The organism is Halomonas sp. 111 (assembly GCF_052379685.1).
GTDB classification, from domain to species: Bacteria; Pseudomonadota; Gammaproteobacteria; order Pseudomonadales; family Halomonadaceae; genus Vreelandella; species Vreelandella citrativorans.
Genome location: NZ_JBQSYV010000007.1, coordinates 11,676 through 26,321 on the forward strand (window position 1 = coordinate 11,676; position 14,646 = coordinate 26,321).

The window sequence follows — 14,646 nt, forward strand, 5'->3', positions numbered from 1 at the left end:
CGCTGTTTACACCACGCCCTGGCTGCGCAGGTAATCGTCATAGCTACCGCTGAAGTCGACAATGCCGTCGGGCTGCATATCGATAATGCGTGTAGCGAGCGACGACACAAACTCACGGTCGTGGCTGACAAACAGCAGCGTACCTGGATAGTTTTCCAGTGCCAGGTTTAGCGCTTCAATGGATTCCATATCCAGGTGGTTGGTCGGCTCATCCATCAGCAGTACGTTAGGATTAGTCAGGGTTAACTTGCCAAACAGCATGCGCCCCTGTTCACCGCCGGAAATGACCTTGATGGACTTTCCAATATCGTCGCTTGAGAACAGCATGCGCCCCAGCGCACCGCGTACGACTTGCTCGCCACCCTGGGTCCACTGCCCCATCCACCCGAAGAGCGTCATATCGACGGCAAAGTCATCGGCGTGATCCTGGGCAAAGACGCCAACTTCGGCCGCATCGGTCCACTTCACTTCGCCTTTATCGGGGCGAAGGTCGCCCGCCAGAGTTTTCAGCAGGGTCGTTTTGCCGATACCGTTGGGGCCGATGATCGCAATACGCTCACCCGCTTCGACGGACATGGAGAAGCGCTCAAACAGCGGCGCACCGTCATCGTAGCCTTTGGTGATCGCATCCACGTTGACCGCATTACGGTGAATCTTCTTGTTCTGGTCAAAGCGGATAAACGGACTTACCCGGCTGGAAGGCTTGATGTCTTCGAGCTTGATTTTATCGATCTGGCGCGCCCGCGAGGTGGCCTGTTTGGCTTTCGAGGCGTTCGCCGAAAAGCGGCTAACAAACTGTTGAAGCTCAGCAATTTGGACTTTTTTCTTGGCGTTATCCGAATGTTGACGCTCACGCGCAGCAGTTGCTGCCGTCATGTAGTCGTCATAGTTACCCGGGAACAGGGTAATCTCACCATAATCCAGGTCCGCCATATGCGTACATACGCTGTTCAGGAAGTGGCGGTCGTGAGAGATGATAATCATGGTGCTGTTACGCGCCGTCAGAATATCCTCCAGCCACCGGATCGTGTTGATATCCAGGTGGTTGGTAGGCTCGTCGAGCAGCAATACATCAGGGTCTGAAAAGAGCGCTTGGGCAAGCAGCACGCGCAGCTTCCAACCGGGAGCCACTTCACTCATTGGGCCGGTATGCTGCTCAATGGGAATCCCCAGGCCCAGAAGCAGTTCACCGGCGCGGGATTCGGCAGTGTAGCCATCCAGCTCAGCGAAGCGCACTTCCAGGTCGGCCACGGCCATACCGTCTTCTTCGCTCATTTCCGGCAGGCTGTAGATGCGTTCGCGTTCCGCTGCAACCTTCCAAAGCTCGGTATTGCCCATGATCACAGTGTCGATGACCCGCTCATTCTCATAGGCGAACTGGTCCTGGCGCAGCTTGCCCAGCCGCGTGCTGTTATCCAGCATGACCTGGCCAGAGGTTGGTTCAAGCTCGCCACCCAGAATCTTCATAAAGGTCGACTTGCCGCAACCGTTGGCGCCAATCAGACCGTAGCGATTGCCGTTGTTGAATTTGACGGAGACGTTCTCGAACAGAGGCTTGGCCCCGAACTGCATGGTGATATTGGCGGTTGCGATCAAGATGGTGACCCTGGTTAGCGGAGTAATTGCGCGTACAAAGGCTCGCGATTCTACGCGCTCTTGGGCAACGTTACACCCTTCGACTAACGCAGTGTGCTATCGGGGGCGGGCAGCTCCAGCAGAAAGCGTTGCCCATCAATCGCTTGGCATAGCCGAGAGTGCAAAATATCGACAATACCGGAATGCTCACCGACCAGCCTTGTGGTCGCAACATTAAGCGTAGGGTGACGCTGTTGAGCGGCCTGGCAAATCTCGGCAATATCACCCTCTTCTCCTGCATGCCTGCCCGGCGAGAGAAACAGCATCGCCAGAACGACCGGCCCATCGTGAAAACCGGGGTTATCCAGCAGGTTTTGCAACAGCGGCTCGTTAAAGCGATACGCCTCACCTTCACGCCGTTCCATGGACGCTGCGGCCACGCAAGCAACCTCATCCGCTAACAGCACGCTCAACTGCCCGGCCAGCCGATTGCGCACAGCCGTAACTTCAGGAATAGGGCTGCCATGGTCGACAAGCGCAACCCGGGGGCGCGTATCGTTAAGATGCTCGCGTACGTTGTCAGCCAACAGCCTGGCCAGCCGCAGGTCGTTATCCCCCCGTTCGTCCACCAACGGCTGGGCAACTCGCACACTCACGTGAGGAAAGCGCGCTTGTAGGGTCGCCATACGTTCGGGTAGATAGTCGGTCAAGGCCTTGCTTGGCCCAAAAAAGAACGGCAAAACGATGATCTCGGTAGCCCCTTGCTCCGCGCTGCGCTCGGCGGCAGGCCCAAGGGTAAGTGCGGGAGTGCCCTCTAGTTCATCAGCCGGGATTTTATGGGAGTGGAGCAGTGACGCGGCGCACACCGTCTCGCTTTTTTGTTGGCTGAGCAAGGCCGCTATACGGCGTAAATTGCGGGTGGCGGCCGGGCGTAATGAGCCATTATCGACCAGAAAAATAGCGCGCATGAGTGCTCCAAGGGAGAGTACCCGATCATGTTACCATGGCATTTTAAACCACGTGACGGGGCCCATGTTGATCGATACTACTGCCATCAACCAGCAGCGCCACTGCTTCGATGCAGATGCGGAAATCTGGATTTTCGGGTACGGATCGCTGATCTGGAAAGCGGATTTTCCCTTCCTGGAAAAACGCAGTGCTTATATTACCGGTTGGGAACGCCGCTTCTGGCAGGGGTCCCATGATCATCGTGGCACGCTGGAAGCGCCTGGTCGCGTGGTCACTCTCACGCCTGTCCCAGGGGCTATTTGCCACGGCATGGCCTACCGCATTACTCCCGAGACGTTAGCGCCGTTGGATCACCGCGAGAAAAATGGCTACTTGCGCGAGTTAACGCCCCTGTTTTTTACGGACAATTTTACGGACAGTGACTCAAGCACTAACGAGGGTGATCAAGCGCAAACGCAAGGGCTAGTGTATTTGGCAACCGACGATAATCCCGCCTTTCTAGGCCCAGCGCCGCTTGATGATATGGCCCGCCAGATTACTCACGCGTCTGGCCCTAGCGGCCCCAACCGTGACTACCTGGTTAACCTGGCTCAGGCACTGCGGCATTTAAACGTCGATGATGCGCATATTTTCGCGCTGGAGCAGCAGTTAAACCGCCTTTAGTTGCGCTATCAATCGTACGGACACTACCAATAGCGCGGATAGCGGCGATGGCGCGCCAGGTTATTAACCAAAATTGCGATCGCCAGCATCACCACACAGCCCATGCCGATGGGCAGCAGCGGGTACCACCAGCCCAGGTTATGCACACTGGTACCGCCACCTACCGCAATAAGCGCCGCAGCAGCGCCGGGCGGATGCACCGTATGGGTTAATTGCATAATCAGAATGGAAAGCGATACCGAAAGCGCCATGGAAAGAGGCGTTGCCCCCAAAAGCTGGTAACAGCCCACCCCAATACACGCTGACAGGACACTGCCAAACAGCACATGGCTGGGCTGCGCAAACGGACTTTCCGGTGCGGCATAGATCAGTACCGACGTTGCCCCAAACGAACCCACAATTAGCAACTGCTGGGAAAGCCATGCCGAGCTTAACCAGCAAATCACCGCCATACCGGTAAATGCGCCCAACCATGACCATACAGCATCCTGCCAACCTACCCGATTGCGCTGAATACGTTCGCCCCGCATTTTGCCAAGATACGTTTTCATCTCGCTCTCATTGCACTAAAGAAGTGCGAAATGATGGCAAATTGCACCAAATAGGCAAATGATAAATGGTCATAGCGTTATGAATACGTTTCAAAACATTAACGAGCGAAACGATTAACGCCATTAATACAGATACTTAGCAAGCTTACTTAAGCATCTTAATACTGAGTCTAATTACATAATGAGCCAAGAAAGAATAAATAGCGCCAACAAAATCCGCACAATGGCGCCAAACAGTGACCCGCGTAACAGCGCTCGCACACCACCCCACAATAGATAAAGCCCTATGATTAACACCAGAAGGCTAAAAAATGACGCGTTGATCCCCAGCGAACGACTGAGCCCATCGACAAACTCTTCAAGGGCACCGAAGAAATTGGTAAAAATAGCCAATAGGAACTCAACCACCGTACGAATTGCATCGCCGATGGTTTCCCCCACCCTGTCAAAAAAACCATTTGCCTGCATGCAATATCCCCAAACGTAACCATCGTGTTGGTTGGCATTGTCAGCTAAAACCCAGCAACGGGCAAAATAATGCGCTCGGCACATGCACATACCAACGACGTTGAGTCGCTGGCTGTGCTCTTATCTAGCCAGGCTGGCCCCGACGATATAGAGCTAAATAGCCATTAAGCCTTCAAGAAGCCAAGCGAAACAGGCTACATTAGGACTGAATCTATTGTGTCCGCCCATCAAAGGAGTCTTCGCAATGCCCAGCGTTTTAATTACCGGTGCAACATCCGGCTTTGGTAAGGCCGCCGCCCAGCGTTTTGCAAAAGCAGGCTGGTCATTGATTTTGACAGGCCGCCGGGAAGAGCGCTTGAAAGCGCTTGAGAGCGAGCTTTCACAGCAGGTGCCGGTATTAACCCTGACACTTGATGTACGCGATAGCGACGCGGTCACCAACGCTATCAGCAATTTACCCGAGCGCTTTTTGCCGCTCACCTGCTTGATCAATAATGCAGGCCTGGCACTGGCGCCCGAGCCTGCGCAGCAGGTCGACCTCAACGACTGGCATACCATGATTGATACCAACATCAAGGGGCTGGTCAACGTCACTCACGCCGCGATGCCATTGCTACTGGCGCATGGTAAAGGTGCCAGCATCTTGAATCTTGGTTCTGTAGCAGGCCAGTGGCCTTACCCTGGCGGCCATGTATACGGCGCCTCCAAAGCGTTTGTTCAACAGTTTAGCTACAACCTGCGCTGCGATTTATTAGGCACTGGCGTACGGGTTACCGACCTTGCCCCGGGCCTGGCGGAAACCGAATTCACCCTGGTGCGCACGAAAGGCAATCAGGAAGCCTCCGATGCTCTGTATCGCGGTACTACACCGCTTCAGGCCGAAGACATTGCCGAGCAGCTCTACTATCTCGCCACGCTGCCCGCGCATATTAATATTAACCGCCTGGAAATCATGCCCGTGCGCCAGGCATGGTCGCCGCTTAATGTTGACCGCGACCCTGTATAACATCGCAATCCACTAACACGCGTCTGCTTTTTATGCTGCTGCACGGGTGATACAACGCTTCTCCTTCACCAGTATTCACTCGTACAGCAGCCCTTTATTAGGCTTCTCTGCCTGTCCTTTTTTGCTGGCTAACCCGCTATTCTCACGCGCTTTTCTCCAAGCCTTCACCTTATGTCTACCCCTGCCACGCTTGACCTAAATATTTTAAACCTCTATTTGTTATATATAACAAGGCGCCTAATAAATTTCTCTACGCCGTCAAGCGTGCCCTGCCAAGGGACCGCCCATCCAGAGGTCGATGTGCATGAATGTGAACATGACGTTTCTTCAAGGGCTACTCTCCAATATCAGTACGCGTACACGTCTCTTGGGTAACGCGTCTAACACCGCACAAAGCAGTGGTGCGCACTTGCAAGCTCTCTCATCAGCCTGTGCAACGCTGATGGAGCGTGGCGGTGAAGCCTCCCAGATAATGACCGCCCAGCGTGCGCTCACTCATTATCAGCAGTTGGCGCCTGAAGAGAGACTGGCGTTCTTTTCGCTGCTGGCCAGCGACTATTCCGCTGAGCCTAGCGCCATCCATAGCGCCTACAAAGCGTACTGTGCGTCGGAGGATAACGCCGCGCTGGAACAACTGTTTAACGCTTGTGAACCGCGTCGTCAGGATTTATTGCGCCGTTTGAACCTTTGCCCAGGCGGCACCTTCGAGCTGGTCAAGATGCGTGCCGACTTGCTCAAGCAATTGCGCCATACGCCAGAGCTTGCCGCGCTCAACAGCGACTTCTCGCATCTGTTTAATTCCTGGTTTAACCGGGGGTTTCTGGTGCTGGAAAGCATCGACTGGAATACGCCCGCCGCCGTGTTGGAAAAGCTCATTCAATACGAGGCGGTGCATGCCATCAGCGACTGGCGCGATCTGCGCCGCCGCCTTGATCCAGATGACCGTCGCTGTTACGCCTTTTTCCACCCGGCCACCGGCGACGAGCCGCTTATTTTTGTGGAAGTGGCGCTTTGTAAAGGTATCCCCGACAACGTTCAGCGTATTTTGGAACATGGCGAAGAAGTGCCGCTGGAGGTAGCCGACACTGCGGTGTTCTACAGCATCAGCAACTGTCAGGCAGGACTTAAAGGGGTGTCGTTCGGCAACTTTTTGATCAAGCAAGTCGTACAGGAGCTTAGCCGCGAGCTGCCGCAGTTGAAGAACTTTGTCACGCTTTCGCCGGTACCCGGTTTCGCCGACTGGCTCGCCGAGCAGCGTGCCTCGCAGTCACTGGTACTGTCAGAGACGCTAGGCACCTTTTTACAGGACCATGAAGCAACCGAGCTGCCCGCCGCCGCGCATAAAGAGTTCATGCGCCTGGCCGCCTATTACTTAACCGAGGCCAAGCACCGTAGTGGCCAACCGCTCAATCCGGTCGCGCGTTTTCATTTAGGCAATGGTGCCAGCCTTCATCGGCTGAATTGGCTGGGTGACACCTCATCCAAAGGGCTGCAACAGGCCCACGGCCTGATGGTTAACTACCTCTATCAGTTGGAGCGTATTGAGCAAAACCACGAAGCCTATACTCGCAACCATAGCGTGGTATGTGCCAATGACATTCGCCGTTTAGCCAATCAGGCAGGCCAGTATTTCAACAGTGAAGCGAACGCCTAACAGCGAGCGCTTTGGATAATAAAAAGGACCCTTTCATGAACCACAATCTTTATCTCAAGTTCTATCCGCATTTTGAACGTCAGCCCAATAAGGTGCTGATGGATACGCTCAACGGCAAGCGCTACCGGTACAGCGATGTTCTCGCTACCAGTCGAAAAATGGCCAGCACCCTGCTTGAGCTGGGCGTTTCACCGGGCGACCGAGTGGCCGTACAGGTCGACAAAAGCCCTGAGATCGTGATGCTGTATCTTGCCTGCCTTCAGGTCGGCGCGGTGTATTTGCCACTGAATACCGCCTATACCGACAGCGAAATCGCCTACTTTCTGGAAGATGCCGAGCCACACGTTTATGTTTGCCGCCCAGAGGTGCTGCAACATGCCCGCGCTATCGCCAGCGGCGTTGCCCATGTAGAAAGCCTGGGCACCAACGCCGACGGCAGCCTGATGGAGAAGGTCGACAAGGCCTCCGAAACCGAACAGGTGTGCGAGGTGTCGGCCGACGACCTGGCGGCCATCCTGTACACCTCGGGGACCACCGGGCGCTCCAAGGGCGCCATGCTAAGCCACCAGAACCTGGCCTCCAACAGCCAGGCGTTGAGCGAGGCGTGGCACTATTCCGAGCACGATCATCTGATCCATGCCCTGCCGATTTTCCATACCCATGGGCTTTTTGTAGCGTGCAACATTACGCTAATCAACGGCGCGTCAATGACGTTCCTACCCAAGCTGGACGTGGATGAGCTGCTTGATCTGATGCCCCATGCCAGCGTGCTCATGGGCGTACCCACTTTCTATACCCGCCTGCTCGCTTCGCCGCGTTTAAACCGCGATATCGTTGCCAATATGCGCCTGTTTATTTCGGGCTCGGCGCCGCTGCTGGCGGAAACCCATGAAGCGTTTGAAGCACGTACCGGCCACGCCATTCTTGAGCGTTACGGCATGACCGAAACCAACATGAACACCTCCAACCCCTACAATGGGAAGCGTCGGCCAGGCACCGTGGGCAAGCCCTTGCCGGGCGTAGAAGTACGGATTGCCGACCGCGAAAGTGGCGCCGCACTTGCCCAAGGGGAAACCGGCATGGTCGAGCTACGCGGGCCTAACGTTTTTCAGGGCTATTGGCGCATGCCCGAAAAGACCAAGGCGGAGTTTCGTGATGACGGCTTTTTCATTACCGGCGATTTAGGCCTGATGGATGACCAGGGCTACCTGAATATCGTGGGCCGCGATAAGGACTTGGTGATCTCCGGCGGCTACAACGTCTACCCGAAAGAGATTGAGCAGTTAATTGATGACCTGCCCGGCGTAATGGAGTCGGCCGTTATTGGTGTGCCTCATAGCGACCTTGGCGAAGGGGTCGTCGCCGTGGTGGTCCCCAGTGCTTCAGACGCCATTAGCGAAGCACTGGTACTGGCCGCGCTGAAGGACCAGGTAGCACGCTACAAACAGCCCAAGCGGGTTTTCTTTGCCGATGCGCTCCCTCGCAACGTTATGGGCAAAGTGCAGAAGAATCAGTTGCGTAACACCTACGCTGACACCTTTAAAAAGGAGCACACCGCCGCTAACGCTTGATGCTGGATCCCGCGCCGCAGGGGAAGGGCTAAGCCCTGACTGCGGTTAAAGAAAGCTTCATACAACAACGATAAAACAGGAAGATTGCCATGGTGATTTACGGAGTTGCCCTGCTCGCAGGGTGTATGTTGGTTGGTCTATGGGCTGGTGATGTGCTGGGTATGCTGCTTGGCGTCAATTCCAACGTAGGCGGCGTCGGTATTGCCATGCTGATGCTGATTTTTCTGGGCGGCTACCTGATGGACAAGGGAAAAATGCCCAGCGGTACCGAAAGCGGCATCACCTTCTGGAACGGTATGTATATCCCCATTGTGGTGGCCATGGCGGCGAGTCAAGATGTTGCCGCTGCCTTCGATGGTGGGATGATCGCGCTCCTGGCAAGCCTGGTGGCCGTTGCCGCAAGCTTTGCATTGGTGCCCTTTCTCACTCGTCTCGGTCATCCGAAATCCTCATCCACGACAGCGGTTGCGTCTGCTTCAAGCGCCAGTAAGGCCAGTAAGTCTCGGGTCAAAACCTCTTCATCTTCTCCGGCGTCTGCGCGCACGCGCACGGCCCGCTAACCTGAGGCTATCGTTATGATTGAATCGTTCGTCACTCAGCTCGAAAAACAGCATCTAATCGCCGCCTTTGCGCTGGTAGGCGGTGCGATGTATATCTCTTATCTGGTCAGCGACAAGCTGACCAAGGGCCGCGTTCACGGCTCAGCCATTGCGATTATGGTGGGCCTGGCACTCGCTTACTTTGGCGGCATTCATACCGGTGGTAGCCGTGGGCTTGCCGATATCAGCCTGTTTGCAGGGCTTGGGCTAATGGGTGGCGGCATGCTGCGCGACTTGGCCATTATCGCCACAGCTTACGGGGTGCGCTTCCAAGAAATTCGCGCAGCGGGCCTTAGCGGTATCATCGCACTGTTTTTGGGCGTTATTGTGTCCTTCGTAGCGGGTGTTGCCGTGGCTTACGCATTTGGCTATCGGGACCCGGTCTCGCTCACCACCATTGGTGCCGGTACCGTCACCTACATTGTTGGCCCCATTGCCGGCGCCTCCATTGGCGCCTCTTCCGACATTATTGCGCTTTCGATTGCAGCAGGCCTTTTCAAATCGATTCTGGTGATGGTGCTGACTCCCATCGCAGCCCGCCATATCGGTCTGGACAACCCGCGCTCTGCGATGATCTTTGGTGGCTTGATGGGTACCACTAGTGGCGTAGCAGCGGGTTTAGCTGCCACCGACCCGAAACTGGTGCCTTACGGCGCGATGACGGCCACTTTCTATACCGGGCTAGGCGCACTGCTTGCCCCTTCGGTGCTGTACCTTGCTGTGCGCGCCGTTTTTTAAAGGCGTATCTAGCTGGCGATGGGCAACCGTTTGCGGCTGAAGGCCGTTAGCCCGACCAATAGCGCCGTGGTGGTAAAAATCGCCACGGCGCTCATCGCCATTCCCACTCCCGGTGAGCCCTGCTCGAATTGTCCAAATACGAATGTCGATACGGTGCTCATGCCTGCCGGCGCCACCATCAGTGATGCCACCAGCTCTCTGGAAGCGATGGCAAACACCAGCAGCATGGATACCAGAAGACTCGGCGCCAGCGCCGGCAGCAAGATACGCCGAAATGTCGTGACAAACCCGGCACCACACACTCTGGCAGCTGCTTCCAGGCTCTCCCCCATCTGCCGGAAAGCCGCACTGGCATAGCGCACAGGGTAAGGAAGCAGCAGGCACGCATACGCCAGCAGCAGCATCGCCCCGGTGTTGTACACCTGAATGGGCCAATGGCTCTGGTTCCACGCCAGAATCAAACCTACTGCGACAACGACCCCAGGCAGGGTGTTGGGCAGCAACGACAGTAAATCGAGCATCCCTTTGCCACGTACTTGAGCGCGCACCACCATATAGCCAACCAGGGCTCCCAATACACCTGTGAGCAAAGCGGCACCAACGGCCAGGCTCAAGCTCGTTCCCAATGCCTGCATGGCACCGCCACGATTGGCAAACAGCGCCTCGAAGTGGCGTAGCGACAGGTTATCCAGCGTAAGCCCGCCCGACAGCGTTCCCGTCAGCGCTGTCGCCAATACGGCCAGCAGGGGGACGGCAACCGAGATAAACGCCACGGCTGAAAAAAGCACTAAGGTCGGCCATTTCCATTTTCCAAGCTCGGCGCGCTCCCCCGTCGCTGGCTTGCCGGTCTGGCTGATAAACGAACGCCGCGTTACCAGCCAGTGCTGGACGTAGAAGGCGGCCATCGCCAGCATCACAAGCAACAGTGACAGCACGGCAGCGCCGGGGATATCGATTGGCCAGTCGGAAAAGCGCTGATGAATCCCGGTCACCAAAACGTGATAGCCCGCCTGAGCGCCCAGCGTGGCTGGCGTGCCGAACTCCTCAATCGTGAGTGCAAAAACCAGCAGTAGGCTGGCCGCAATACCGGGCGTCGAGAGTGGCAGCGTGACGCGCCAAAGCGCCTGCCACTTGCCTGCCCCACAAACGCGGGCGGCCGACGCGTAGCGCCCACCCACACTCATCATAGTGCGCGAAACGGCAAAATAGACCACGGGAAAGACGTTCAGAACCATCACGAACACAATGCCGTAGAAAGAGAATAGAAAATGGCTCGCTTCGATACCCATTAACTGCTGCGCATAGCCACGCGGCTGAAGCGTCAACATCCAGGAGAGCGCTGCGATATACGGTGGAATCATAAACGGAATCAGAAAAATCAGATCCCAAATAGCGCCGCCCGGCACACGGGTAAGCGCCCGCAGCGCGCCAAGCGGTATGGCCAGCACGGCACAGGCCAAGACCACGGCAAGGCCCAGCCGCAGCGTATTGCCCAGCAGTTTAAGCAGTGCAGGGTCGACAAGCGTTGGCACGAACAGTGTAAAAGCACCAGAGAGATCACCGCGCGACCATAGCGGAAAAATGGCCTGCAAAACGATATACAGTAGCGGCAAGCCCACCAATAAAAGCAGTATCAGCACCGTGAGCAACAGCACGATGCCTGCCCCGTCCAAACGGGGCAGGTTGAGGGCTTTGATCGACTTCATCACCCGCCCGTCAGCCCACGAAAGCGTTCCAGAATGACGTCACGCTGCTCGTTCATTGCTTCGCTATCGATATCAATCAGCGTCAGCTCATTCAGCGTCGGGCGCTGTGCTTCGATATCGTTACGTGCTGGCATCAGGTAGCTTTCAGCAACCCGCTGCTGGCCTTGATCAGAGAGCACAAAATCGATGAACTGCTCGGCCTCATGTTGCATAGCGCTGGACTCAAGAATCATCATCGGGCGCGGCGCGATAACCGTACCACTTTCGGGGAAAATGACTTCAATCGCCTCGCCGCTTTCCTGTTGGGTAAGCGCAATATAGTCGACGGCGCCAAACACAACAGACTTGGCGCCCTGCAATACGGGGTTAAGCGCGCGCGCATTAGGCCCGGGCACCACCATACCGTTGTCCATCAGTGCCTCCAGCAACGACCACGTTGCGTCTTCTCCCGTCGCCGTCAAAAGGCCGGCCACCAGCTCAAAAGCAGCTCCCGACTGAGCGGGATCAGGCATAGTTACCTGGTCGGCGTAAGCCGGGTCAGTCAGATCAGACCAGTCGCTGGGTGGCGGCGTATCACTATTTTGGTTCCAGACCAGCGACAGCGCCGAAACGCCTTGGGCGACGTAGTCATCCGCCTGCAGGAAATCAGGCACAGTGGCCGCATTAGAAGATCGATAAGCGTGCAAGAGACCATCTTCCGAAAGCGACGTAGCGCTATCCCAAGAGGCAGAAATGACGACATCTGCCAACGGATTGGCACGCTCGGCTTCCAACCGGGCCATTACCTGGCCTGTCGTACTTTGAAACACATTCACATCGATATTGGTTTGCTCGGTAAAATCGGCCGCCAGACGTTCAATCAGCGAGTTCGGCCCTGCCGAGTAGATCGTCAACGCCTGAGCATGAGCTTGACTACCCAGACTAAAAATTGCGGCGCCCGTAAGCGACACCAGCGCAGAGCGGGAAAGCAATCGAGAAAGCATGCGACATTCCTTATAGTGGGATAAATGTGTTAGCAAAGCTCCGCAGCATGCAGAGGGGAACAGGAAAGCGCCTCGCCAGTGGGTAGCCAGGCGCGTAGTGATGCGACGTCTACCGTCAGGCCAACGGATTCCGATGGCACCAGCGTGCCATGTACGCGCAGTTTTATATGGGTATGTTGATTAAGCGACAGCGTTAGTGCGGTGTGGTCGCCCTGAAACAGCCGACCTTTTACCTTGGCAATCACGTCAGCCTGAGTTGGCGACGTCAGTGTAAGTGCCCGGCGAGGTAGCAGAAGGCGTGCCGGGCCGGTGTAATCACGGTGAGCCATGACGCGTAACGTTTGGCCAGCAACATGAAAGCCATCTGCATCGAAGTGTCCATCAAGCACCGCACCGGCATCGATAAACGCGGCAATCGAGGGGGTAGCGGGCGCTTGATAAAGCGCTTCCGGGGAGGCTACCTGTTGCAAACGCCCCTCTTGCAACACTGCCACCTCATCAGCCAGGGCAAAGGCTTCGTGCTGATCGTGGGTGACAAAAACGGCCGTCAGGGCGAGCTCTTCTATCAGGGCTCTGATTTCCAGCGCCAGATTGTCGCGAAGCCCTTTATCCAGATTGGAGAGCGGCTCATCCATTAGCAAAAGCCTGGGCTTGGCCACGATGGCGCGTGCCAGAGCAACGCGTTGCTGCTGCCCGCCGGAGAGCGACCCCGGCTGGCGGTCGGCATAGTCGCCAAGGCCGACCAGCGACAGCGCCCAGGCTACCTGCTCTTCGCGCGCTTTAGGGTTAACACCTTGCATTTCCAGAGGAAACGCTACGTTTTGCGCCACGCTCATATGCGGCCAGAGCGCATAATCCTGAAAGACCATGCCGAGCTTTCGATCGTTGGGGCTCAAATGACACTGAGGCTGAGCCACAAGCTGCCCATTCAGGGAAATATGTCCGCTATCGATGCCGGTTAGCCCAGCGATACAGCGCAGTAATGTCGTTTTACCACAGCCAGAGGGGCCTAGCAGAGCCAGCACTTTGCCGCTCGATAGGTGAAGGTCGATACCATCCAGCGCTTTTTTATCGTCAAACGATTTATTCAAACCTTCAATAGCAAGCGCAGGAATGGGCATGGGGTTAGCACCGTCATCAAAAGGAAGTACCCTAACCAAAAATGATGACAGTCGTTTGACAGCGGCAATGACCGTTAAAGCGGCACCAATGCCTCTTTTGCTTCACGGCAAAGGTGCTGCGTTAACTCGGTTAGCAGGCGGCCCCCGCTGCGCCAATAGTGCCAGTAAAGAGGCACATCAATAGCGCGCCCCGGCATCAACTCCACCAGCGTGCCTTTAATCAATTCATCTCGCACTTGAAGCTCTGGCACCATCCCCCAGCCAAGCCCGCTTTCCATTAGTCGTACAAAGCCCTCTGAAGAGGGGCATAGGTGATAATCAAACCCTCCCGTTGCGCCAAGTTCCGCCAAAAAACGATGCTGTAGCTGATCATCGGTTCCAAACACGATTGCCGGTGCGCGGGCCAACGCCTGGGCATTGATGCCTTCTGCCAAGTAGCGGTGGACAAAGGCCGGGCTTGCCACGGCAAGATAAGGCATGGCACCTAACGCTACGCTGTTGGCACCCGCAACCGGACGCTCGGCAGCACAGACACATCCTGCTACTTCACCAGCACGCATGCGCTTTAGTCCTACCTCTTGGTCCTCCACCACCAGCTCCAGCAACACGTTCTGGTTGGCACAAAAATCCCCCACCGCTGATGCCCACCACGTCGCCAGGCTATCGGCATTAATTGCCAAGCGCAGGCGTTCCGGTACGGCCTCGCTTAATACCGGCACCTGCCCCTTTAAGTCGCGTTCAAGTAAGCGCACCTGCTGCACATGGTTAAGCAGTTGGCGTCCTACCTCGGTGGGCGCAGGCGGTGTGGCACGCACCAGAACGGGCTGACCAATACGCGCTTCAAGCAGTTTGATCCGCTGGGAGATAGCTGACTGCGATAACCCCAGCACCTGCGCGCCTCGCTCAAAACCACCCTGCTCTATGACGGCGGCCAACGCCGCCAATAATTTGTAATCCAGCAATCACTTTTCCTAATGAGACATCAGCATTATTCGTTTTTCTTATACAGGTAATCTCCGCACACTGGCCAGCGATATTCACT

At 56.1% G+C, this 14,646-nt stretch carries 14 protein-coding genes; 6 read left to right on the forward strand and 8 right to left on the reverse strand.

Annotation, left to right across the window (positions count from 1 at the left end; genetic code table 11):
- Positions 1 to 6 precede the first annotated feature (6 nt).
- Both ACT3T7_RS06775 and ACT3T7_RS06780 read right to left on the reverse strand, forming a co-directional pair.
- Positions 7 to 1,596 carry an ABC-F family ATPase gene (locus ACT3T7_RS06775; protein ID WP_444630441.1) on the reverse strand — a complete coding sequence of 530 codons (1,590 nt, stop codon included), beginning with the start codon at positions 1,594 to 1,596 and terminating at the stop codon, positions 7 to 9.
- A gap of 83 nt (positions 1,597 to 1,679) precedes the next feature.
- The gene (locus ACT3T7_RS06780; RefSeq protein ID WP_444630442.1) at positions 1,680 to 2,543 is read right to left on the reverse strand and encodes a sirohydrochlorin chelatase; all 864 of its coding nucleotides are present in this window, start codon (positions 2,541 to 2,543) and stop codon (positions 1,680 to 1,682) included.
- Between the two features lie 64 nt (positions 2,544 to 2,607).
- Between ACT3T7_RS06780 and ACT3T7_RS06785 the strand changes: the two genes are divergently transcribed.
- A complete protein-coding gene (locus ACT3T7_RS06785; RefSeq protein ID WP_444630444.1) occupies positions 2,608 to 3,207 on the forward strand; it encodes a gamma-glutamylcyclotransferase in 600 nt (199 codons plus the stop codon).
- A 23-nt stretch (positions 3,208 to 3,230) separates the two neighbouring features.
- On the opposite strand, the gene ACT3T7_RS06790 is transcribed toward ACT3T7_RS06785, so the two are convergent.
- Together ACT3T7_RS06790 and ACT3T7_RS06795 are read right to left on the reverse strand one after the other, a co-directional pair.
- A complete protein-coding gene (locus ACT3T7_RS06790) occupies positions 3,231 to 3,758 on the reverse strand; it encodes an HPP family protein (protein WP_442353188.1) in 528 nt (175 codons plus the stop codon).
- A gap of 174 nt (positions 3,759 to 3,932) precedes the next feature.
- Positions 3,933 to 4,226, reverse strand: a complete 294-nt coding sequence (locus ACT3T7_RS06795) for a hypothetical protein (RefSeq protein ID WP_172117871.1) — start codon at positions 4,224 to 4,226, stop codon at positions 3,933 to 3,935.
- Positions 4,227 to 4,470: 244 nt separating this feature from the next.
- On the opposite strand from ACT3T7_RS06795, the gene ACT3T7_RS06800 reads away from it, so the two are divergent.
- The 5 genes from ACT3T7_RS06800 (at position 4,471) to madM (ending at position 9,794) form a co-directional block, all read left to right on the forward strand.
- Positions 4,471 to 5,232 (forward strand): SDR family NAD(P)-dependent oxidoreductase, encoded by a 762-nt coding sequence (locus ACT3T7_RS06800; RefSeq protein WP_444630445.1) that lies wholly within the window; start codon positions 4,471 to 4,473, stop codon positions 5,230 to 5,232.
- A 316-nt stretch (positions 5,233 to 5,548) separates the two neighbouring features.
- Positions 5,549 to 6,886, forward strand: a complete 1,338-nt coding sequence (locus ACT3T7_RS06805) for a malonyl-CoA decarboxylase (protein ID WP_444630446.1) — start codon at positions 5,549 to 5,551, stop codon at positions 6,884 to 6,886.
- Positions 6,887 to 6,921: 35 nt separating this feature from the next.
- Positions 6,922 to 8,457, forward strand: a complete 1,536-nt coding sequence (locus tag ACT3T7_RS06810; RefSeq protein WP_444630447.1) for a malonate--CoA ligase — start codon at positions 6,922 to 6,924, stop codon at positions 8,455 to 8,457.
- 89 nt (positions 8,458 to 8,546) lie between these two features.
- Positions 8,547 to 9,017 carry a malonate transporter subunit MadL gene (gene madL / locus ACT3T7_RS06815; protein ID WP_087110906.1) on the forward strand — a complete coding sequence of 157 codons (471 nt, stop codon included), beginning with the start codon at positions 8,547 to 8,549 and terminating at the stop codon, positions 9,015 to 9,017.
- Positions 9,018 to 9,032: 15 nt separating this feature from the next.
- Positions 9,033 to 9,794 (forward strand): malonate transporter subunit MadM, encoded by a 762-nt coding sequence (gene madM / locus ACT3T7_RS06820; RefSeq protein WP_193054694.1) that lies wholly within the window; start codon positions 9,033 to 9,035, stop codon positions 9,792 to 9,794.
- Between the two features lie 8 nt (positions 9,795 to 9,802).
- On the opposite strand, the gene ACT3T7_RS06825 is transcribed toward madM, so the two are convergent.
- The 4 genes from ACT3T7_RS06825 to ACT3T7_RS06840 form a co-directional block, all read right to left on the reverse strand.
- Complete coding sequence (locus tag ACT3T7_RS06825) at positions 9,803 to 11,500, reverse strand: ABC transporter permease (RefSeq protein WP_087110902.1); 1,698 nt, start codon at positions 11,498 to 11,500, stop codon at positions 9,803 to 9,805.
- Entirely contained in the window at positions 11,500 to 12,483 is a 984-nt protein-coding gene (locus ACT3T7_RS06830; RefSeq protein WP_176372234.1) for an ABC transporter substrate-binding protein, read from the reverse strand. Before ACT3T7_RS06830 ends, ACT3T7_RS06825 begins: the two co-directional genes overlap by 1 nt.
- Positions 12,484 to 12,512: 29 nt before the next feature.
- Entirely contained in the window at positions 12,513 to 13,604 is a 1,092-nt protein-coding gene (locus ACT3T7_RS06835; protein WP_193054695.1) for an ABC transporter ATP-binding protein, read from the reverse strand.
- Between the two features lie 74 nt (positions 13,605 to 13,678).
- Entirely contained in the window at positions 13,679 to 14,566 is an 888-nt protein-coding gene (locus ACT3T7_RS06840; protein WP_172117862.1) for a LysR family transcriptional regulator ArgP, read from the reverse strand.
- Positions 14,567 to 14,646: the final 80 nt, after the last annotated feature.